Annotated in this window: 24 protein-coding genes; 15 read left to right on the top strand and 9 right to left on the bottom strand. The window is 41.6% G+C overall.

The features are described from left to right. Positions 1 to 26: 26 nt before the first annotated feature. A complete protein-coding gene (locus NSTC745_RS22675; RefSeq protein WP_445632964.1) occupies positions 27 to 1,295 on the top strand; it encodes a tetratricopeptide repeat protein in 1,269 nt (422 codons plus the stop codon). Positions 1,296 to 1,325: 30 nt separating this feature from the next. Here NSTC745_RS22675 and NSTC745_RS22670 read toward each other — a convergent pair whose 3' ends face one another. The 5 genes from NSTC745_RS22670 to speB form a co-directional block, all read right to left on the bottom strand. After that, positions 1,326 to 3,662, bottom strand: coding sequence for a cation:proton antiporter domain-containing protein (locus NSTC745_RS22670; protein WP_445632963.1), 2,337 nt, complete (start codon positions 3,660 to 3,662; stop codon positions 1,326 to 1,328). 675 nt (positions 3,663 to 4,337) lie between these two features. Next, positions 4,338 to 5,318 carry an SDR family NAD(P)-dependent oxidoreductase gene (locus tag NSTC745_RS22665; RefSeq protein WP_445632962.1) on the bottom strand — a complete coding sequence of 327 codons (981 nt, stop codon included), beginning with the start codon at positions 5,316 to 5,318 and terminating at the stop codon, positions 4,338 to 4,340. Positions 5,319 to 5,448: 130 nt separating this feature from the next. Continuing rightward, the gene (locus tag NSTC745_RS22660; RefSeq protein ID WP_445632961.1) at positions 5,449 to 5,598 is read right to left on the bottom strand and encodes a hypothetical protein; all 150 of its coding nucleotides are present in this window, start codon (positions 5,596 to 5,598) and stop codon (positions 5,449 to 5,451) included. 242 nt (positions 5,599 to 5,840) lie between these two features. Continuing rightward, positions 5,841 to 6,419, bottom strand: a complete 579-nt coding sequence (locus tag NSTC745_RS22655; protein WP_445638664.1) for a Uma2 family endonuclease — start codon at positions 6,417 to 6,419, stop codon at positions 5,841 to 5,843. A gap of 200 nt (positions 6,420 to 6,619) precedes the next feature. Next, positions 6,620 to 7,675 carry an agmatinase SpeB gene (speB, locus tag NSTC745_RS22650; protein WP_445632960.1) on the bottom strand — a complete coding sequence of 352 codons (1,056 nt, stop codon included), beginning with the start codon at positions 7,673 to 7,675 and terminating at the stop codon, positions 6,620 to 6,622. 646 nt (positions 7,676 to 8,321) lie between these two features. Between speB and NSTC745_RS22645 the strand changes: the two genes are divergently transcribed. Next, on the top strand, positions 8,322 to 8,939 hold the full coding sequence (locus tag NSTC745_RS22645) for a helix-turn-helix transcriptional regulator (RefSeq protein ID WP_445632959.1): 618 nt from the start codon (positions 8,322 to 8,324) through the stop codon (positions 8,937 to 8,939). A 24-nt stretch (positions 8,940 to 8,963) separates the two neighbouring features. Here the strand turns inward: NSTC745_RS22645 and NSTC745_RS22640 are convergent, their stop codons facing one another. Beyond that, positions 8,964 to 9,104 carry a hypothetical protein gene (locus tag NSTC745_RS22640; RefSeq protein ID WP_445632958.1) on the bottom strand — a complete coding sequence of 47 codons (141 nt, stop codon included), beginning with the start codon at positions 9,102 to 9,104 and terminating at the stop codon, positions 8,964 to 8,966. Positions 9,105 to 9,492: 388 nt separating this feature from the next. Between NSTC745_RS22640 and lpdA the strand changes: the two genes are divergently transcribed. From lpdA to NSTC745_RS22600, 8 genes are all read left to right on the top strand, one after another. Beyond that, positions 9,493 to 10,923, top strand: coding sequence for a dihydrolipoyl dehydrogenase (gene lpdA, locus NSTC745_RS22635; RefSeq protein WP_445632957.1), 1,431 nt, complete (start codon positions 9,493 to 9,495; stop codon positions 10,921 to 10,923). A 121-nt stretch (positions 10,924 to 11,044) separates the two neighbouring features. Continuing rightward, positions 11,045 to 11,935, top strand: a complete 891-nt coding sequence (trpC, locus tag NSTC745_RS22630) for an indole-3-glycerol phosphate synthase TrpC (RefSeq protein ID WP_445632956.1) — start codon at positions 11,045 to 11,047, stop codon at positions 11,933 to 11,935. A 271-nt stretch (positions 11,936 to 12,206) separates the two neighbouring features. Beyond that, positions 12,207 to 12,458 carry a DUF5340 domain-containing protein gene (locus NSTC745_RS22625; protein ID WP_445632955.1) on the top strand — a complete coding sequence of 84 codons (252 nt, stop codon included), beginning with the start codon at positions 12,207 to 12,209 and terminating at the stop codon, positions 12,456 to 12,458. Positions 12,459 to 12,770: 312 nt separating this feature from the next. After that, the gene (locus tag NSTC745_RS22620; protein WP_445632954.1) at positions 12,771 to 12,941 is read left to right on the top strand and encodes a hypothetical protein; all 171 of its coding nucleotides are present in this window, start codon (positions 12,771 to 12,773) and stop codon (positions 12,939 to 12,941) included. A 267-nt stretch (positions 12,942 to 13,208) separates the two neighbouring features. Next, positions 13,209 to 13,856, top strand: coding sequence for a carbonic anhydrase (locus tag NSTC745_RS22615; protein WP_445632953.1), 648 nt, complete (start codon positions 13,209 to 13,211; stop codon positions 13,854 to 13,856). A gap of 238 nt (positions 13,857 to 14,094) precedes the next feature. Beyond that, positions 14,095 to 15,063 carry a sodium-dependent bicarbonate transport family permease gene (locus NSTC745_RS22610; RefSeq protein WP_445632952.1) on the top strand — a complete coding sequence of 323 codons (969 nt, stop codon included), beginning with the start codon at positions 14,095 to 14,097 and terminating at the stop codon, positions 15,061 to 15,063. A 4-nt stretch (positions 15,064 to 15,067) separates the two neighbouring features. Beyond that, positions 15,068 to 15,379 carry a P-II family nitrogen regulator gene (locus NSTC745_RS22605; protein WP_445632951.1) on the top strand — a complete coding sequence of 104 codons (312 nt, stop codon included), beginning with the start codon at positions 15,068 to 15,070 and terminating at the stop codon, positions 15,377 to 15,379. Positions 15,380 to 15,406: 27 nt separating this feature from the next. Continuing rightward, positions 15,407 to 16,099, top strand: coding sequence for a carbonic anhydrase (locus NSTC745_RS22600; RefSeq protein WP_445632950.1), 693 nt, complete (start codon positions 15,407 to 15,409; stop codon positions 16,097 to 16,099). Positions 16,100 to 16,437: 338 nt separating this feature from the next. Here NSTC745_RS22600 and NSTC745_RS22595 read toward each other — a convergent pair whose 3' ends face one another. From NSTC745_RS22595 to NSTC745_RS22585, 3 genes are all read right to left on the bottom strand, one after another. Continuing rightward, entirely contained in the window at positions 16,438 to 16,596 is a 159-nt protein-coding gene (locus tag NSTC745_RS22595; protein WP_445632949.1) for a YqaE/Pmp3 family membrane protein, read from the bottom strand. Between the two features lie 154 nt (positions 16,597 to 16,750). Beyond that, positions 16,751 to 17,098 (bottom strand): translation initiation factor, encoded by a 348-nt coding sequence (locus NSTC745_RS22590; protein ID WP_445632948.1) that lies wholly within the window; start codon positions 17,096 to 17,098, stop codon positions 16,751 to 16,753. An 85-nt stretch (positions 17,099 to 17,183) separates the two neighbouring features. Continuing rightward, positions 17,184 to 17,309, bottom strand: coding sequence for a UPF0175 family protein (locus NSTC745_RS22585; protein WP_445632947.1), 126 nt, complete (start codon positions 17,307 to 17,309; stop codon positions 17,184 to 17,186). A 330-nt stretch (positions 17,310 to 17,639) separates the two neighbouring features. Here NSTC745_RS22585 and trpB point away from each other — a divergent pair, with 330 nt between their 5' ends. From trpB to NSTC745_RS22560, 5 genes are all read left to right on the top strand, one after another. Beyond that, the gene (trpB, locus tag NSTC745_RS22580) at positions 17,640 to 18,875 is read left to right on the top strand and encodes a tryptophan synthase subunit beta (RefSeq protein ID WP_445632946.1); all 1,236 of its coding nucleotides are present in this window, start codon (positions 17,640 to 17,642) and stop codon (positions 18,873 to 18,875) included. Positions 18,876 to 18,909: 34 nt separating this feature from the next. Continuing rightward, positions 18,910 to 20,046 (top strand): class I SAM-dependent methyltransferase, encoded by a 1,137-nt coding sequence (locus tag NSTC745_RS22575; RefSeq protein WP_445632945.1) that lies wholly within the window; start codon positions 18,910 to 18,912, stop codon positions 20,044 to 20,046. Positions 20,047 to 20,142: 96 nt separating this feature from the next. Further along, positions 20,143 to 20,430, top strand: coding sequence for a hypothetical protein (locus NSTC745_RS22570; protein ID WP_445632944.1), 288 nt, complete (start codon positions 20,143 to 20,145; stop codon positions 20,428 to 20,430). Between the two features lie 244 nt (positions 20,431 to 20,674). After that, a complete protein-coding gene (locus NSTC745_RS22565; protein WP_445632943.1) occupies positions 20,675 to 21,205 on the top strand; it encodes a CAP domain-containing protein in 531 nt (176 codons plus the stop codon). Between the two features lie 279 nt (positions 21,206 to 21,484). After that, on the top strand, positions 21,485 to 22,033 hold the full coding sequence (locus NSTC745_RS22560) for a CAP domain-containing protein (protein ID WP_445632942.1): 549 nt from the start codon (positions 21,485 to 21,487) through the stop codon (positions 22,031 to 22,033). Positions 22,034 to 22,046 lie beyond the last annotated feature (13 nt).

The following is a 22,046-nucleotide window of genomic DNA, read 5'->3' as shown; positions in this document are numbered from 1 at the left end:
AAATAAATTTTCTCTTTTGTAGTTGCTTGACAACAATTCTCTGTCTGGTATTCACTATTTCCGTTGAGGCAAAATCCACAGAAACCAAAGTTGATGGTATTCCCATTGATTGTATTTCCGAAGATGAAAAACTCAAAAATTCCTTATATTTTGCTCGAACTTATGCCGCAGATGGACAAAAAGATAAAGCATTAGTTCTCCTTGCTCATGCTGAAAAAGAAGCTCCTCAAATGGAGGATGAATATGTTTTTTTACAACAAATTGCTTCTATTTATCTGAAACTAGGCTACAAAGACAAAGCCCTGAATTTTCTCAAAAAGTTGCAAGCTACTCGTCCGAAAACGCCAGAGGAAGTACTGATTAAAGACGGAGTATTGATGGCGATCGCAGATGATTATGCCCAAGTGAAAGATTATACCCAAGCTTTGCAGATTGCCAAAGCGTTAAATTTTAATAATCAGGCTTCGGCATTGATAAAAATTGCAACCGTTTATGCAAAAAATGACGATAAAGGACAGGCAGTTATAGTTTTATCTGAAACTGAAAAACTACTAAATGCTACAAATTTTTCATCGATAAATCTTCGTTTATTTGCTGATATTGCCCATCTTTATGCTGAGTTAGGAGATAAAGGCAAAAGCATTATTTTACTGGAAAATGTAAGGCAACAACTTGGTGCAACATCCAAAAAAGATGTACTTGATTTAGTTCATATTTCTGCTGAATTTGCTGCATTGGAACAGACAGCACAAGTAGAAGAAATATTTTCCCGTATTCTGAAAATAACCGAGCAGCTAAAAGATCCAACCAGTATTTTAGTTGATGTAGCACGTACTTACGCCGAAACCGGACAAATAGATAAAGCAGAAAAGCTGTTTTCTCAATTGCTTAAATATGCCAAGCGTACTATTTTTCCCGCTTTTAAAACCAACATCTTTTTAGGTACTGCTGAATGGTATGCCAAACTCGGACAACCGGATCGCGCCTTGGAATTGTTGAACACCTTGGACGAAGATTTTGATTTATTAAAAGTAACTTCCCTCAACACAATGGTCGAGTCATATGCAAAAGTTGGCAATTTGCAGAAAGCTTTGGCATTAATCGAAACTGCTCTCCAAAACAAGTATGTGATAGACAAAACTCTGGAGCCTGATTTTATTATGAAAAGCTATATCTTTTTAGAAAAATATGATAAAGCGCTCCAGATAGCCAAGTTATTGCCACCTGAAAAAGGCGATCGCTGGATTAAACCGCTTACCTGTGCCAATGGATTATCAAGTAGGGAAAGATTATAAAAGAATTCATCAATACTGAATTCTTCTTTGTTAATCCGTCACAGTATCCGCAGGTAAAAAATCTTTGAGGGCTTGTGCTTCACCGGCTTTCACCACGGGGGCAGAAAGGGGTAGTGAACTTTTAACACCAAATAGCTGTTCTAATTGACTCAAACCTGTCAAGCCACCGCACAACAATACTTGGTCGCCGACTCGCAAATCCATGTTGCCATCAGGATAGCGGATAAATTTACCATCGCGGCGGATTGCCTGGACTTGTACGCCGTATTGTTTGGTAATATCCAAATCTGCAAGAGTTTTAGCCGAGGTTGGAGAGTCAGCGTTTACCGCCATCCACTGACAAGCACTATTTTCTCCGGGGACAGCTGCTTGTCCCTTAGCGAATTCTGCTAAAGCTGCCAGTTCTTCATCTGCTCCCACCACCAGCAAGCGATCGCCTTCTTCCAAACGCGTTTCACTACTGGGATAATCGATTTCATCGCCGTTAGCGCGGCGAATCGCCATCAAACTTGCTCCTGTTAAGTAGCGCATATCTGCTTCTTCTAAGCTCATGCCAATTAAAGGCGAACCAGATGGTAGGGGATACCAACGCTGATTTAAATCCTGAGTTGCTTGGCGCAAATCGTGGGCAACTTCAGTAGCAGAACGTTCTGGTCGCAAGTCTAAATAATGATCGTTGCGGATTTGCTGCATTTCCCGTTGGACAACACTTTGGGAGAAGCCTAAGCCAGTTAATAAATAAGTTACCATTTCTAAACTGGCTTCAAACTCTGGTTGCACAACTTCTCTGGCTCCCAGTTGATACAGCACTTCAATATCTCTATTGTGGGTAGCGCGGACAACTAAATCTAATTCTGGCGACAATTCCAAAGCACGTTTTAAGCAAAGACGAGTACTCATGGGGTCAGGAAGTGCGATCGCCATTCCTTTGGCATGATTCACTCCCGCAGTTTCCAGAACGTGTAAACTCACACAATTGCCATAAACATAAGATACCCCAGCTTCGCGCAACTGCTGAATTCTACTTTCTGATTGGTCGATTACTACCACAGGTAGGTCGTGTTGCTGCAACAATTTCACTAAATTTTTGCCCACTCGCCCATAGCCGCAAACCACCACATGACCTTTTGAAGGTAAATTTTCTGACATATCCCGTGGCTGGTCTTCTGCTAAATAGGGTTTCAACCAGGGCATAGATTCGGCAAAGTTAAATAAAAATGGCACTAACCGCAGCACAAATGGCGTTAGCACGAGGGTAACTGCTGTGGTTCCCAAAATCAGTAAATATATCCTTCGGGACACTAGCCCCAAAGACTGCCCTTCACTGGCGAGAACAAAGGAAAATTCTCCAATTTGCGCCAGTCCCAAACCAGCGATTATGGCTGTTTTCAAAGGATAGCGAAACAGTTTCACTAAAGGCGTGATAATCAGAAACTTGCCAACAAAAACTATTGCCACCAGCACTAAAATCAATTCCAGGTTCTTCCACAAAAACACCGGGTCAATTAACATCCCAATGGCAGCGAAAAACAAACTGGCAAAAATATCTCGCAATGGTTCCACGTAAGTCAGGGTTTGGTCGGCGTATTCCACCTCAGAAATCATCAACCCAGCGACAAACGCCCCCATTTCGATGGACAGCCCCAAATGCTCTGTGAGTAAGGCGATGCCCAAACATAAAGCTACAACCCCTAACAAAAATAGCTCTTTGCTTTCAGTACGCGCTAAGAGTCGCAACAAAGGTGGTATCACCCAAATCCCTGCTGCTATTGCGCCAGCGGCAAATAAAGCAATGGACGCCAGGGCTGTGAGTACGGCGATGCCAATAGTTTCTGCCGGTTGGTTGAGGGCTGGTAAGACTGCCAACATCAATCCCAGCGCCAAATCCTGGACAACCAAAATACCCAACATTACTTGTCCGTGGGGCGTTTCCGTTTCATTGCGTTCCATCAACGACTTGAGGACAACTGCTGTGGAAGACAACGAGAGAATACAGCCCAAAAACATGCCCTTAGCGGGTAAGGTTCCCCAGGCACCAGTTAACCCGCATACCGTGACGGTGACTAAAATCGTCAAAGCTATCTGGAGTCCGCCGCCACCGAGAGCGATCGCTTTTACTTTCTTGAGTTCCGCAAAAGAAAATTCTACACCCAAAGCGAATAATAAAAACGCCACTCCGAACTGTGCCAGAGTCTCTACTTGAATAACTTCTTTAATCACTCCTAGTCCCGCCGGGCCGACGATCATCCCACCAATGAGATACCCCAGCAGCACCGGTTGGCGCAAAAGTGCCGCTAGCAGTCCGCCACAGGCTGCAACCGCCAAAACTGAAACTAAATCAACAATTAATCTAAAATCTTCTTGCACCAGTTTTTATATAAAAATCTATGACCTATTAAACCCAGGATACAAAGTTTTATGTATCTCAGGATAGTTAATTTTGGACATGAGGTATAGGGGATGGGGCATTGGGTATGGGGCATTGGGCATGGGGCATTGGGTAGAGGAACGAAACCTAACTAATGATTCTTAATTCACGAGTAAGTAGGTAGACACAATTATTTAGAAGACGCATTTCGACTTCTCCCAAGGGGAGACGCTACGCCAAGCAAGATCCCGTTCGCCCTTGGCGTTCCCGTTCGCGCAGCGTCTCTGTTAGGAGAAGGGTAGGGTACGCTCAATGCTCGGTAAGCTTATTCCAAGAGGGTTGAGTTTCGACTACGCTCAACTTCCGCGCAGTCGAAACCCGGCGAGATCGAGTTAGGTTTAATTTAGTCCTTCTACTTATAAAAGTTGGATTAATCCAGTTCAAATACTCGTTCATCCAGTTCAGAGGTGGATGAATCCAGTTCAAATACTCGTTAATCCAGTTCAAAGGTGGATGAATCCAGTTCAAATACTCGTTCATCCAGTTCAGAGGTGGATTAATCCAGTTCAAATACTCGTTAATCCAGTTCAAAGGTGGATGAAGCGAGTTTTTTAACTCCTACCCCATGCCCCATGCCCCATGCCCAATGCCCAATGCCCCATACCCAACACCCTTTAAACCTTAGGCGAACTCAGGGCATTGAGTAGTAAAAGTGACCACGGCACTTTAACATCGGGTATGAGCGAGGAATATTTTCTCAGTCCGGGCAATGCAGCCGGCAGTACAAAACGTAGAGAGCGTAATGAGGCAGGCCGATCGCCATTTTCATCGACAATTCCATATTGGTTGGCGAGTTCGGCAACAATTTGCAAGCGTCCTGTACGATTCATGATATTCGGATCGCCAGCAAGTTTAGCGATCGCTCGTCCGGTAAATAACGGAGTTTCCCAGTTATAACGGTCACTGAAAAATGAGTTTCTTTGGCCAGTAGCATTGGTTTGGTTCGCTTCAGAAGCAAAACGAGAAAAAAGCTCAGTACCAACAATACCCGGCCAAATTGAAACCGAAGCGACGTTATAGGGTTTTAGTTCAACAGCCATATCAGCGGCGAGGCGATCGCAGGCTGTTTTACCTACACCGTATGCTACGTTAAAGATATAGAACATACTGCCCCAAGAAGAAATGGTGCAAATTAGTCCAGACTTTTGCTTAGTCATCATCCGGGCGGCAAAAATACTCGCTACATAGTGACTACGAAGTCCAACATTGTTGCAAGCATCCCAAAGGCTGGGTTCACCATCCCAAAAAGGACGCCCATGAGCATCTTTTATTGCCTTAACTCCTGAGTAAACATTATTTACCAGCAAATCGAGTTGTCCATTTTGCTCATCTTGGATGCGTTCAAACAGCAAACGCACCTGTTCATCGTCGCTGTGGTCTACTTGGACGGGAATGCATACACCACCAGCTTGTTCAACGGCTAATTGTGTTTCTGTTAGAGTCCCGGAAATATCATCATTGGCATAGGAACTGTTTAAACTGCGACCAGTAACGTAGACAGTCGCACCTGCTTCACCCAGGCCAACAGCAATTCCCCGACCAATTCCCCGCGTTGCGCCTGTGACTAATGTCACTTTACCTTCAAGGTGTTTCATGATGGCTGATTAAATATTGATAATTACAATATTCCTAGAGATTTCGGTGTGAGAAAAAAGAATTAAGGAACTTCAAAAAATAAATTATTCCGCTTCAAGTTATTGACTGTTGACTGTTAACTGCGAACAGTCAACAGCCAACAATAGTAATGGAATATTTTTTTACTTGGGCTTTGATAATTCCTTGGCGTTTCATCATAACCAGATGAGTTGCCAACTCGTCGCGCAACGCTTCATCTTTATGGGAGTAGGAAAAAAATACTTTAACTTGATTAGACATATTCTTGAATTTACTTGATTAAATAGCTGTATAGGAGTATTAAGTTAACTTTCAAAAATCAAAGCCTAAACAAAAGACTACCAAAATATCAAGTTTAAGATAATGATTAAGTAGTTTTTATATTTTTACAACTACTATAAGGTAATTACATTGGGTAGGGGCCCAAAGCTTTGCGCCCCTACAGATTTTTGCTCTGTTGCAAACATTTTTTGAATCATATAATTATGAATTACGAATTGGTCTTAGCCATGCAAAACCTGCTCAACTGTCAAATCTAGTTCTAAAAACTTTGGTGTGGGAAGCCGATTATTACCTATTAACTCAACAGGTTCATTTCCTGGAATAAATGCTAAAATTAATTGCTCCTCTGGGTCGATTAACCATCCCAATTGAGTACCATATTTAAGACAGTGCAAAATATTACTAATAACTTTAGTAGCTCTCTGCTCAGGTGAAAGAATTTCTACAGTCCAGTCGGGATAAATTTCAAAAGCATTGGGTACTTCGCCATCAGCTTCAAAAGGAATTCGTTCCCAAATAAAGACAGCAGCATCGGGAACAATAGAACGTCCACCATAGACGCTCGAAGAGTGGCTTCCCGCAGGGTAAGTACAGCGTAGTTCTGGAAAGGCAAGGGCAATTTGTGGTGTTTCTGCAACTTGATTTACAGCATCACAAAACTTTAGTTGCAAGCGAGAGTGTTTGCCAGCAGGCATAGGTTTTTGATAAATTTGACCGTCGAAAAATTCACTAGCAGGCTGCGTTTCTGGCAGTTTAAGAAATTCTTCGAGCGTAATAAACGGAGGAATTGCTGTTGTCATCGCCTTAACTTCAGTATCATGAGCATAAGTTGAAGAATTCAAAATACAGAATTCAGGAGTTAGAATGTTTGGAGGTAAATTATTACAACTGCCACTGTCTTTTTGATCGCTAAATATGCATATTAGCTCAGTGGTTAAACCCACTTATTCATCTAGCAGCCTCCTATTCATTCTGAATTCTGACTCCTGAATTCTGGCTCCTAAATTCTGACTCCTGAATTCTCCAGAGATAAATCCATCAAATTCGCTAGCTTATAAACTACCCGCGCCCCAACATTCCCATCCCACTCACCATCGCCAACTTCGCAGATATCAAAGCCAATAATCTTTCTACCACTATTTACTACTTCCCGAAACAGACAAAACGTTTGCTCTAATTCCAAACCACCTGGAACTGGAGTACCCGTACTCGGACAAAGTTTTGGATCTAAACCATCGGCGTCAAAGCTAACATAAACATACTCAGGTAAATGGTTGATAATTTCTCGACATAAATCAATCCAAGTTGTGCCAGAGTAAAGTTTTTGCTTGATAGCAGGATCGTAATAAGCAATAATCCGACCGTCAGATTTGTCGATCGCCTGAACTTCATCATGCGAAATATCACGTAAACCAACTTGCACTAATTTGGAAATTTGTGGTATTTTCATTGCATTAAACATGATCGACGCGTGAGAGAACTCAAATCCCTCATAGGCGTCGCGTAAATCTGCGTGCGCGTCAATGTGCAAAATCCCATAATTTGGGTATTTAGCTGCTAATGCTTGGAAAAAACCTAAAGGTGAACTGTGATCTCCTCCAATGACTGCAACTCGTTTCCCATCGTTAATTGCTTGCTGACAACTCTCAAACAACCATTCATTCACTTGTTGACAAGCATGATTTATTTCTATGAGTACAGGTGTTAAATCTGGTGTATCCGAGAGTTCTTTACCTTGGGCTAATCTTTCGATAATTTTTCCTGCCAAGGTACGATAATATTTGTTTTTTTCTAAGATATCCTGAGGGATTTCCACCATGAAAATTCCCTGTTTCCAGCCATCAGGGCGATCGAAATCGAATAAATCTAGTTGAGTCGAAGCGTCTAGAATCCGCTGTGGCCCGTTAGCTGTACCTGCACCATAGGAAACAGTGACTTCCCACGGTACGCCAAAGACAATCAACTTTGCAGACTCGTAATCGAATGGTAAACCTAAAAGGTTGCCATTTATTTCACCTACGCCACTGGGATTGTAGTCTTGTAATTGATTAATCATCGATTATTTACTGAATTTAGGTAGACAGCACGCCGCCTAGTAGACATCTGCATTTTAATAAAAATTTTTCATTGCAGCTAAACTACATATCTCACCCAGATATTTTTTATACATTAATATTGCTAGCAAATAGCTGCGTAAATATATACGTATGTATATTTTTATTTCAACTCAAATAACTATTTTATGTTTGGCCGATCGTTATTTAGTACAAGCGTCTTCAATGAGGATTTGACTGCGTTGTCCATCGCACAAAGCTCCCACAATCTACGCTGATTGCTACCCTTCTTAAAATAGAAAACCTGCGCCTAGCAAGGGTTAAGAGTAGGGAAAAACGGCAAGCAAATAGATATCAAAACTTTAGTGGCGATCGCAAATGTATTAAAGACAATTTCCGAAATAGGCAATTTCAGAGTTGTATATAAATGATGCCTAAGTTAATTCCAAAAAACTGCACAATCTATTAAATTTAAGTATTTTTTAAACTTTACAGTAAAAAATAAAACTTAAATTTAATCCATTAACGTAATTGGACTGTAATTTTCAACCAAATTATTCACGCAAAACATCCAAAAAATTCATGGTGTATATCTAAACTCCATGAATTACGTAGTCCAGTAGCATTTTGTATCTTAAAATACTCAATATGATGACTCTAACAAAGACATTAGTTGAAACACAGGGGCGAGAAAATATCAACCATGATTCAAAGCGAGCTGATTTTTTGCAAGAAGTAATAGAAAGCTTAGAGGATGGGATTTTAATTTTAAATAAGGCTGGAAAAGTGCTTCATGCTAATGCATCAGCTCATCGAATTCTTTCTCAATTAGCTCAAGAAAATTGTACGGAGAATTTTGTACCGCCAGCTATTTGGAATCTATGCGAATCATTGCTTAGCAGCCAGTCTTTGCTTGCTGATAAAATGATTATTTTTTCAGATGAGATTGTACTTGACAAATCAAATATTTTTAGAATTCGAGCCAGACTAATTAATTTGGATGGATTTGAGATACCTTGTTTATTGATAACTATCCAAAATAAATATGAATCTCTCAAACACGTAGCCCTCAGCGAAGTTAAAAAATTTGAACTGACGCGGCGAGAAGCAGAAATTTGGTTCCTCTACAGAAATAACCACAGCTACAAAGAAATTGCTAATAAGCTTTTCATCACTATCAATACAGTGAAAAAGCACATGAAAAATATTCACGCTAAGCGACAAGCATCTGCCATGCTTGAGGAACGGTATCAAACTCAAAATTAAAAAGAAGAAGTCAGAATTCAGAAGTCAAACTTCAGGAATCAAAATCAATGTGATGATTTGAGCAAGATTTTCCTGAAATTCTATAACTTTTGAATTCTTTCTTATCAATTTGTCAATGGCAATGGCTTCTACGTAGGCAATGGAGAGTACTAACTGATGACTCATAACTCAAGAGTTATTATTCGACCCTTTGCTCCCTGGCTCTCCCAATGCCTACTACCTTTGACAGTATAAAAAAATTAAGTATGTAAATTTGATTATAATTATTGAAAACATCCATCTTTTAGCCATTCGGGTGTGAATCATAATTTAAGTGAATTAGCAACACCCAAACGTTAAATTCAGCGGACAGTTATCAGGTGTATGGTGGGGAATTTAAATCATTTACCAGTTCCTGGCGTTCAACGATCGCTGATAACTGGTAACTATATAGATAGTGGGGACTTAAACCCAGCGACGAAACTAACAACCGATAACTGATAACTGTTAAAGGGGTTGCTTTGATTGTCAGTCAAGTTGAGAATAAATAGGCGGAGCACACGGGGAAACTAACGTGAGTCAAGAATTTGATTACGATTTAGTCATTATCGGCGCTGGTGTGGGCGGACATGGCGCAGCCCTACACGCCGTAAGTTGTGGTTTAAAAACAGCGATTATTGAAGCTGCTGATATGGGAGGAACCTGTGTTAATCGCGGTTGTATTCCTTCTAAAGCACTGTTAGCAGCATCTGGACGTGTGCGGGAGTTACGCAATGCCCACCACCTCAAGTCGTTGGGAATTCAAGTAGGTAGCGTGGAATTCGATCGCCAAGCGATCGCCAATCATGCTACCAATCTCGTCTCGAAGATTCAAGGCGACTTAACTAACAGTCTCAAACGTCTGGGAGTCGATATTATCAAAGGCTGGGGAAAAATTGCCGGGACACAAAAAATCTCCATCAGCGCAGACGGCGGTGAAAAAACCATCACAGCCAAAGATATTATCCTTTCCCCTGGTTCAATTCCTTTTGTCCCTCCAGGAATTGAAGTAGACGGCAAAACTGTGTTTACCAGCGACCAAGGTGTGAAGTTGGAATCACTACCAAACTGGGTAGCGATTATTGGCAGTGGTTATATCGGCTTGGAATTTTCTGATATTTACTCGGCTTTGGGTTGTGAAATCACCTTGATTGAAGCCCTAGACCAGCTAATGCCAGGATTTGACCGCGACATTGCCAAACTTGCCGAACGGGTGCTGATTACTCCCCGCGACATTGAAACGAAAGTGGGGATATACGCCAAAAAAGTCATCCCCGGTTCGCCAGTGGTAATTGAGTTGGCGGATTTCAAAACTAAAGAAGATGTCGATGTCATCGAAGTAGATGCTTGCTTAGTGGCTACAGGACGCATCCCAGCGACACAAAATCTCGGTTTAGAGTCTGTAGGTGTGGAACTCGATCGCCGGAACTTTATCCCAGTTGACGATCGCATGGCAGTGTTGTCAGCCGGTGAGGTCGTGCCGCATCTCTGGGCAATTGGTGACGCTAATGGCAAAATGATGTTAGCACATGCCGCTTCTGCTCAAGGCATCGTCGCGGTGGAAAACATAGTTGGCAAGGAGAAGAAAGTAGACTATCGCAGCATCCCCGCAGCGGCGTTTACCCACCCCGAAGTTAGCTATGTAGGCTTAACAGAAACAGCAGCTAAGGAATTAGGACAAACCGAAGGATTTGAAATCGCCACCAGTAGAAGTTACTACAAAGGAAATTCCAAAGCCTTGGCAGAAAACGAAGCCGACGGTATTGCCAAAGTGATCTATCGCAAAGACACAGGCGAAGTCTTGGGCGTCCATATTTTCGGACTCCACGCCTCAGACTTAATTCACGAAGCATCAGCCGCCATCGCTAACCGTCAAAGCGTCCAAAGTCTAGCGCATCTAGTTCACGCCCATCCAACACTTTCAGAAGTCCTAGACGAAGCTTATAAACGAGCGATCGCTATTTAGTCATTAGTCCTTTGTCATTTGTCCTTTGTCAATAAACAAGGACAAATGACCATTGACCACTGACTAATGACCAATGACCAATACTTCGGCTCCGCTCAGTACAAGTGACCAATGACTAATTATGCAAATCCGTCGCCGATCGCCTAATCCAGCTATTGCTGTATCTACGTTACGTTATCAGGCTGCCGTGCCTAATTCAGAACCAAACAATATTTTGGAAGAAATTGTCTGGCATAAAGAACAAGAAGTTGACCAAATGCGGGAAAAGCTACCTTTACGGGAATTGCAACATCAGGTACTTTCCGCGCCACCAACCCGTGATTTTGTAGCGGCTTTGCGCCAAGGAAAAACAAAGCCAGCGGTGATTGCGGAAGTAAAAAAAGCTTCTCCTAGCAAAGGAGTTTTACGAGCAGATTTCGATGCAGTAGCGATCGCCCAATCCTACGAACAAGGCGGTGCTAGCTGTCTTTCTGTGTTAACAGATGCCAAATTTTTTCAGGGCGGCTTTGACAACTTAGCCAACGTTCGTACCGCGGTAGATTTACCCCTACTTTGCAAAGATTTTATCATCTATCCGTACCAGATGTACTTAGCTCGAATTCGAGGTGCAGACGCCATTTTGTTGATTGCGGCTATCCTCAACGATGGAGATTTGCAATATTTCTTGAAAATTGCCAACAACCTAAAAATGGCAGCCTTGATTGAAGTGCATAGTTTGGCAGAACTTGACCGCGTGTTAGCCTTAGATGGGGTTTCCTTAGTAGGAATCAATAATCGCAATTTGGAAGATTTTTCTGTTGACCTCGAAACTACTTGCCAACTTTTGGCTGCAAGAGGTAGTCAATTGCAACAGAAAAACATCCTTGTTGTCAGCGAGTCAGGACTACATAAACCAGACGACTTGAGTTTAGTAGTTAAAGCAGGTGCATCCGCTGTACTCATTGGAGAATCTTTAGTGAAACAACCAGATCCTGGTGCTGCGATCGCTCCTCTATTACCCACCAATTTCTAAAAAAACACCCTGCTCCTTGCAGGGTCACTGTACATAATAGTTTGACTATTGGGCATACTATACGTGGATATACAGCATTTTGCTGCCTAATACGAGCAATATCTTTGCTAAATCTTTATCGCTAGGCAAATCAAAGCCTAAACAATTAGTTATTTATTATGTAACAATTTATTAATAAGAGAAAATCTAGCGATCGGCTTCCCAGCATCAGAACTTCAAAGACAAACTCTGACCCGTAAAAATCCCAAATTTGAAATGAAACTCTAACTTCATGGAGCAAATTCCCCTACCTTCACCTATCCACTACGAACTTATACTTCAACTTTTAGAAAGACAAACAATGTTAGCTGTAAATGATAATCCAGATTTACGGTATCAAGTGAATCAGCTAATTATTACTCTCCGGAAAGCTGCTGTGCAACAAAAACGACTAGAAGAAAATTGTCAGTTTTCCTCTTTGGGTGTCGATCACCGTTGGTCAATCAACCATCATAAAGGTAACAAAGTTGTTGTCCCTGATTGAAACTGATATGGTTTTGAATTGTATATTTTGGATTGGGAATAGCCTTGGTGAATCTGTGTTTAGTGAATCCATCAGTTGAAATGATTTTTCCAATTAGTATTAAATATTTCAACTTCAAATTTTTGCTCGTTATTAGGTTAGCTTACCACTTAACTTTGTCTGCCCTGCAAAATATCTAGACATCCTATAGCAATCATATTTAACTTCTGAAAATTGTCAGATTGAGATACCCGACTTATGACATAAGTCGGGTATCTTGTTGAGCGAATAGCTTTTGTAGCATATAGCAATCCTAAATGAGTCGTGAAAAATATGGATAAGGAAACGAACCGCCAAGGACGCAAAGGACGCAAAGGTAAGAAAGAAGAAAAAGATATATACAGCGTTTTTCAAGTAAATGAAGTACATGGTTATATGGGTAGGGGCTTTACAGCTATGCGCTACTACCACGATCTGTCCTCACCAAGTTGCAATCTGCTGTAATTTTCACAAATAATTAAGTATGGTTGGCTATACTGAAGATTAAAAATCGGCAATCTAAATTTATACAAAAATTTTAATCCTCAGCTTTATAAAAAGCATGTCGTTTCATAAATAAATAGAAGGTAGCTAAAAATTTTATAAAAAAAGGAAATATAAAAATCAGCTATCAGTCAAAATTGAGTTGTGTATTCTGTAGAATTATTTTCTGAATGTCTCCTGAGTTCTGAACTATTCTACAAAAAATTCTCTCTCAAATTTGATGAAAGAATGAAATATAACAGTATTAATCAACTCTTCAGGAATAATCAAGCTTGGGTTGCCGATAAGCTGGCTCTCAACCCGAATTACTTTGAAGAATTATCTAGCGGACAAACGCCACCATTTCTGTATATTGGTTGTTCTGATAGTCGTTTGCCGTTAACAAATTTTACTCGTACAGAACCAGGAGAATTATTTGTACATCGTAATATTGCTAATCAGGTTTCTCTAACAGATATGAACTTTTTAGCAGTTTTAGAATACGCAATTCTACATCTGGAAGTGAAACACATTATCGTTTGTGGTCACTACGATTGCGGAGGAATTAAGGCAGCTTTAGAATGGAAAACCATCGGAATTATTGATAACTGGGTAAATCCGATTCGCGAATTGTATTTACACAAAAAAGCAGAAATTGACGCTTTACCAACAAGAGAAGAACGCCTGAACCGTTTGGCGGAAATGAACGTTGCAGCGCAAGTAAAGAATCTTTACCAAACTTCAATCATGCGTCAGGTACTTTATACGTCAAAAGCACCTATGGTTCATGGCTGGGTACTAAATATCAGTACTGGATTAATCAAAGATTTGAACGTTTCAACCCTGGAATGGCAATTGCATAACTGCCCCTTGCTTTTGGAATGGAATATAGATTAGGGGCATTGGGCATTGGGTATGAGAAGAGGACAAGGGGGACAAGGTAGCAATTTTTCTCCCCATCTCCCTCATGCCCCATGCCCCATACTAAAAAACTCCACCTACAAAAGGATGGAGTTTTTTAATGTTCAATTGACATGGGGTAACAAGACACGATACATCATGATCGAGCCATTAAATTTTTTCAGATGAGAAATTTTTCTAATTCCCAACTTTACCAGTATCAGGAGGGGTGGAAATGGATGTCAGCTTGATAGTATCCAACATCCTGAATCCGCCAGTCCTGTTTTTCTTTCTAGGTATGACTGCTGTTTTTGTCAAGTCCGATCTAGAAATTCCTCCACCAGTACCGAAACTCCTTTCGCTTTATCTGCTATTGGCGATTGGTTTTAAAGGAGGGGTAGAACTTATTAAAAGCGGAATCACTCAGGAAGTAGTTCTGACACTCATAGCAGCCATGATGATGGCTTGCGTTGTCCCAGTTTACACGTTTTTTATCCTCAAGCTAAAGCTAGATATTTACGATGCTGCGGCGATCGCTGCAACCTATGGTTCTATCAGTGCTGTCACCTTCATCACCGCTAGTGCCTTTCTCAACGAGCTTGGTATTACTTTTGATGGCTACATGGTAGCAGCTCTGGCATTGATGGAATCTCCAGCCATCATTGTTGGTCTGATCCTAGTGAATCTATTCTCCGTGGATGAAAAGCGAGAATTTGCCTGGGGAGAAGTTTTGCAAGAAGCATTTCTTAATAGTTCAGTCTTTCTTTTAGTTGGTAGCCTGATAATAGGCTTCTTAACAGGAGAACGTGGCGGGAAAACCTTAGAACCCTTTACTCAGGGGATATTTTACGGTGTTCTCAGCTTCTTTCTCTTGGATATGGGACTAGTTGCTGCCAAGAGAATTAAAGACTTGCAAAAAACCGGAGTTTTTCTGATTTTATTTGCAATACTAATTCCGATAGTTAATGCGGTTGTTGGGTTGGCGATCGCCAAATTCATTAGTATGCCTCAGGGTGATTCGCTTTTGTTTGCGGTGTTGTGTGCCAGTGCCTCTTACATTGCTGTGCCAGCTGCGATGCGGATGACTGTTCCAGAGGCAAACCCTAGCCTGTACGTTTCTACAGCTCTAGCAGTGACATTCCCGTTCAATATTATTGTGGGAATTCCGTTATATCTCTACGGAATTAACCTGTTTTGGAGGTAATAACATGCACCTAGTTAAAAAGATAGAGATTATCGCCAACTCTTTTGAGCTTGGCAAAATATTAGATAGCCTAGACAAGTCTGGCGTACACGGTCACGCTGTCATCCGAAATGTTGCTGGTAAAGGATTACGAGGAACAACGGAAGATTTAGACATGACGATGCTTGATAATGTCTACATCATCGCCTTTTGTATGCCAGAACAACTCAAACCTGTTGTAGAAAACATTAGACCACTGCTCAACAAGTTTGGAGGCACTTGTTACGTCTCTGACGTAATGGAAATTCGCTCAATGAAATGTGTTGCATCGTTATAAAAAATCATAAATCCAATGAAACATTTCATGGAACGTCGTAACTTTTTAAAGCTAGGGGTCACAGGAGCATTCGGAATGGTGCTAACTGCCAGTGATTTCCTCTGGCGAGTTGAACAAGTAAAAGCCGCAGAATTGCCTCCTCAAACTCTAAGTCCCGACGCCGCATTCCAAAAGTTAATAGACGGAAATCAGCGGTTTGTTCAGCATAAACCCCAATATCCCGATCAAACTGCGGCTAGATTGCAAGAAGTCGCTCAAGCACAACATCCATTTGCAACTATCCTCAGTTGCGCCGATTCACGAGTACCCGCAGAAATTATTTTTGACCAGGGTATCGGAGATATCTTTGATGTTCGCCTCGCTGGAAATATTGTCACGCCAGAATCTCTGGGTAGTATCGAATATGCGGTTACTTTATTGGGTACGCCGGTGCTGATGGTGCTAGGTCATGAGCGATGTGGAGCAGTTACCGCTGCTGTGAAAAATGAAGCGTTACTCGGCGATATTGGTAGCTTTGTTGAGGCGATTAAGCCAGTTGTGAAAAATACCAAGCTTCAGCCAGGGGATGCGGTTGAAAATGCTGTAGTTGCCAACGTGCAATATCAAATTGAACGACTGAAGCGATCGCAACTCTTAAGTGAGCGTTTAGAGTCGGGTAAGTTAAAAATTGTTGGAGGTCGTTACGATTTGGATACAGGAGGAGTAACTATAATTACCTAATTCATCAATATTAATAGCGTATTCTCTCGATCGGAGATCCCATAACTAATTGCTTGAAGATTGAGAGCGTCCGCTAATATTTTGCTTGAAAAGTTAAAGGCGATCGCAAGAAAACGAACCGCTCATTACTTATTACTTCAATTCGCTACTAATTCACTAAGTCCACTTTATCCACTTTTGATATCTAAGCCTTATTAATTCTAAATTATAAATTCTGAATTCTGAATTCTAGCTTCCATATTCATTTTGTAGAGGCAATTCCTGAATTACCTCTACACAAATCTTCTTCAGCTTCTTGAACGCTGAAATTTGGTACACTCAACCTACCCTAAAAATAATTATTTCTTAGCAATGATCCACACTGCATGAATAATGCCAGGAATGTAACCAAAGAGCGTTAAAAGTATATTAATCCAAAAGTCTAAACCAAAACCTACTTGCAAAAAAACTCCCAAAGGTGGCAGGAAAATTGCACACAGAATCCGAACTAAATCCATTTAAACCTCCTGTTAATTTCATGCGAAACAGCTTGTTGAGCAAGTCATTCATTACCCTTCAAGCATGTTTTTATTTACAACACTTCTCAAAGATAACATCGGACTTCTCAATTTAGATTGCGACCGAGATGCGGTAAACCGCACTTGCTCAAGATTAACCACCGCTGATTTTAGCTTTGTAGCCTAGCTTGGTCAAAATCTCCATAATTTTCTGCTTGTGGTCGCCTTGAATTTCAATTTCGTTGTCTTTAATTGTCCCGCCTGTACCACACTGAGTTTTCAACTGTTTGAGCAAATCTGCCAAAGTTTCTGGCTTGGCTTGAAAACCGGTAATCACAGTAACAGTTTTGCCTTTACGTCCAGCGCGAGTAGCTTGTACTCTCAAATTTTGTTGTTGTGGGGGCAATTCTGGAATTGGTCTTTCTGTGGCGGCGGAGTTATCGTTACCGAATTCGCGGTAGACAAAGTTTTTATCAGAAGATTTGGAGTTAGAAGAAGACATAAAATTTTTATTAAGAAAAACAATCAAACACTGGACAATTTAATCTCAAGCTTCGGGTAAATAAAAAATAATTATAGCAGGCAATTTAACCACGGTTTAACTCGCTGTGCAAATCATCAAAGTCAACAGCAAAGACATCAACTTGTTCGCGGGCTAGTACAGCAAGAAAGTCCCAATGATTTAATCCCGCAACTGTGGCGGCTTTTTCCATTGAAATTTCTTGCTTCTAATACCGGTAAATCGCAGCAGCAAGGCGCATATCCTGTATAAATTCTTCTGGATTCAAGCGACGGGCGCTAAATACTTCTTCTGGCAGATTAATCGTGACTAACGACATAAATTTACCTCTGAAAATTTTGAGAATGTATTTATTACCATATTGATAAAACTCGCCGTAAGTAGGAACTGGAGATTGGGTTTCAAGCTCTAAAATTATGTACAGAGCTTTAACCAGTGCTAAATTTTGTCATACTTCTGCAATCCCCAGATGACCTAGACTTTCTTATAATAATTAAGTTATTTCCCTCATCAAAACCAGCCTGTGACTACTACTCCCCTGTCTACAAATTCAACTGCTCAAGTTCCCGATACACTAGGCCGCTTTGGACGCTTTGGCGGTAAGTATGTACCTGAGACGCTAATGCCTGCTCTTGCTGAGTTAGAAACAGCTTATCAGCAGTACCGCAACGATCCTGGGTTTCAAGCAGAACTACAGCAGTTGTTAAGGGACTATGTAGGACGTGCCACACCGTTATATTTTGCCGAACGCCTGACTGCTCAGTATGCACGTCCCGATCGCACCGGGCCACAAATTTACTTAAAACGCGAAGATTTAAATCACACTGGCGCCCACAAAATTAACAATGCCCTCGGTCAGGTATTGTTAGCAAAGCGCATGGGCAAACAGCGAATTATTGCCGAAACCGGCGCCGGACAACACGGAGTAGCCACAGCTACGGTTTGCGCTCGTTTTGGACTCGAATGCGTAATTTACATGGGCGTTCATGATATGGAACGCCAAGCCTTAAATGTTTTCAGAATGCGGTTGATGGGGGCAGAAGTACGCCCGGTGGAAGCAGGAACGGGAACCCTCAAGGATGCCACTTCTGAAGCAATTCGAGATTGGGTGACGAATGTGGAAACTACTCACTACATCCTGGGTTCAGTCGCAGGGCCTCATCCTTACCCAATGATGGTACGTGATTTCCATGCAGTCATCGGCCAAGAAACTCGCGCCCAAGCAATGGAAAAATGGGGTGGATTGCCTGATATCCTCATGGCTTGCGTAGGTGGTGGTTCCAACGCTATGGGACTATTTTATGAGTTTCTCAATGAACCTTCTATACGGTTAATTGGAGTTGAGGCAGCCGGAGAAGGGGTCAATACTGAAAAACACGCAGCTACCTTGACAAAAGGACGAGTAGGTGTATTGCACGGAGCCATGAGCTATCTGCTGCAAGATGAGGATGGACAAATCATTGAGGCACACTCAATTAGTGCGGGGTTAGATTATCCCGGTGTGGGGCCAGAACATAGCTATTTAAAAGATATTGGTCGCGCTGAATATTATAGTGTGACGGATGCAGACGCTTTGGCGGCGTTCCAAAAATTATCGAAATTAGAGGGGATTATTCCCGCATTGGAAACAGCCCATGCGATCGCCTACTTGGAAACCCTTTGTCCCCAACTAACCGGCAGTCCTCGCATTGTCATCAACTGTTCTGGACGTGGTGATAAAGATGTGCAAACAGTAGCCAAATTTTTAAATCCCGCGTAAGTAAATATACGTTAAATATTGGGAGAAAGCAACGATGGATCGACAGCTCCGACACGCTATGCTACCGGAAACCACTCAAGATGAGTTGGCACGCCAAGAGTTTGTCCAAAGTTTAAAACTGCATATTTTTCGGAATCTCTCTCCTGGCAATAAAGTAATTTATGAAAAACTAGCCAAGCCGAAGTTTGAACAAGAACATCAACGTCCTCCCCAAAACCGTTATGAAATTCGCCAAGCAATGGAGGAGGAACCCTACTATCGTTGGACTGGTGTTTTGAAACGAATTAGCCAGGAAATGTTATGGGATGCTGTAAATACCAGCGTTGAGAGGCAACTACCAGAGTTGATTGAGCGTGCCAAAGACAAGGGTGGCGAACTTGGAACCTTAACCCTCGACCCGAATTTTTCAACACCTACTTATCAAAAAGCTGTAGATATTCACTGTATGCCTGGAGGATATCACAGCGAATTTACTGCTGATGATATAACCGCTGGCGCAGTTTACGATCGCGGCACTTATGTTTATGGTGTGGGTTGGTTGGGGCCGCTCAACGATGATATGGGGCTATCTATAGTCCAAAACTATCTCCTACCAGAGTATCCAGAGTTTCGACCAAGAAAAATTCTCGATATGGGATGTTCTGTCGGTCATAGCACATTACCCTATGTAGATGCTTACCCAGATGCAGAAGTCCACGCCATAGACATAGGGGCATCTATGTTGCGTTATGCTCATGCAAGAGCCGAATCTTTGGGTAAACGCGTACACTTTTCTCAGCAAAATGCCGAACACACTAACTTTCCAGATGAATCTTTTGACTTAGTGGTTTCTCACATTTTGCTACATGAAATTCCCCCGCCAGCCGTCCGCAAAGTGATGCAAGAGTGTTATCGTTTGCTAGCTCCCGGTGGTATGATGCTCCATGTGGAAGCACCACTGTATCGTCATATGGACGCCTACACACAGTTTGTTTTTGATTGGGAAACCGCCAACAACAACGAACCCTTCTGGAGTGCTGTACGCGATTTGGATTTGGTGTCCTTAGCTACTGAGGCTGGTTTTGCAGCAGATAAAACATTTGAGAAATTTGTTCCTAATGGAGCATGGAAAGCTCAAGGTGATAAATCCAAGAGCTTTGGCACTTGGTTTGTAGTTGCTGCAACTAAGTAAATAGATTAATTTGTAATTCGTAATTGAGGAAATCCAATTTTCTCTGGGTTTCCTCCTTTTGTTATGTAGCTTTGTTTTTGGAAAAGTGGAGTTAGGATGGCAAAAACAGCCAAGGGTAAACGACCAGTTTACTTGGAAAATCCGCAAGTTGATAAATTATTGGCGATGGTTATGGCTTTGACTGGTGAGGTGTCCGTACTGCGCGATCGCCTCGACACCATTGAACGATTGCTAGAAGTTAAAGGTATTTTATCTGCTAGCGAGATTGAAGGTTATCAACCGGATGCCAAAGCGATTAACGAGCGAGAAAAGTGGCGTGGAGAATACATCGCGCGGGTATTGCGCGTAGTGCAGGAATTAGAAACTCTCAACCAAGACTCATAGAAATCACGCAGAAGTTAGAGTAAAAAATCCATACCGTTTATGAGGAATATAATAGAAATAATCTTCCCAATGGGAGAAGAAAATTATCTGCGGACAGCGCAATTTTTTTGTAAATTTATAAATTTAAAAGTTTGCTGGTAGTTTTTAAAGCGATCGCAGCATAAGTAGAGGTATATAGACTTATAACCAAGTTGTTCAATCAACAATAGTCTGGTTAGATGGTCTGGAACTTTACTTTCAGCAAATGATTAGAACAACAATCTACGGCATTGGTTTAGGAACTATTTTACTAGGCAGTGGAGCGATCGCTACTTCTATAACAGAGCCAAATTTAACACCGATGTCTTCACACATATCAAGCGATACTGTTAATATTGCACAATCTACCATCAACACTGCTGCTATAGAACAGTCGGTTTTCACCCAAATTAATAATTACAGAGCTTCTAAAGGGCTACCAAAGCTGACTCGTAATTCTACCATCGATAATCAAGCCAGGATTCACAGTCAGAACATGGCTAGCGGTAAAGTAGCTTTTGGACATACTGGATTTCAAGACCGCCTGAAAGCGATCGGTATTAGCTACAGAGGAGCTGCTGAAAATGTCGCTTATAACCAAGGATATAGCGATCCTGCGACACAAGCTGTGCAAGGCTGGCTCAAAAGTCCAGGGCATTTAGCAAATATCGTAGGTAATTATAATTTGACCGGGGTTGGTGTTGCCAGCAACAGTAAAGGGCAAATCTACTTCACCCAAATTTTCCTTGGTACGTAAGTATCTTTTCGTATTTGCTGTTGACAGTTAACTGTCAACAGCGAACAATAGCAATCGAATATTTTTTTAATTGGAAGTCCCTATCAGCGAAAGTAATGGTGATTTTACCGAAGGTAACCTATGGAAATATTGACAATTGGAAATGAGTGTTTGTATGCCGTGTAAAGGATGCGGCCAAATTGCCGAAATTCATCAATCCTTAATAGTATTCTCGTATATATTTTCGGAACTATGAGGTAGAGTATAAGTCTTATATCTCTACACATTACGCAATTCTCCATGTTCCGACAAACTGCTTTTGGCATCGCTTTAACTGCGCTTGTCCTTGCTAGTGGATTAACAACTGTTCCGATACCAGGGCACAATTCTACAAATACATCCACCCGTAATAAGCTGTTGTCGCTTTTTTCCAGTCAGGCTGCAATATCGACTCCTACTTTTAAACCTACTGAGCTAGAAAAATCCGTTTTTGACGAAATCAATCAATATCGAGCTGCTAAAGGGCTACCAAAGTTGACCCTAAATGCAAATATCACGCGGCAGGCAAGAATTCATAGCCAAAACATGGCTCAAGGTAAAACGCCATTCAGCCATCATGGATTTGAAGGGCGAGTCAAAGCTATCCCTATTCGCTACAACAGTGCGGCGGAAAATGTGGCTTTCAACCGAGGATATAGCAACCCCGCAGATGAAGCTGTTACTGGTTGGATCGAAAGCCCCGGACATCTAAAGAATATTAAAGGAAATTACAACCTTACTGGAATCGGCGTTGCTACTAATACTCAGGGCGAAGTCTACCTGACGCAAATCTTTTTTCGCACTAGGTAGATTTAAATTTTGA

This window comes from Nostoc sp. DSM 114161 (assembly GCF_052692665.1).
The sequence above is the reverse complement of the archived record's forward strand: the minus strand, read 5'-3'. Positions and strand labels throughout refer to the sequence as shown.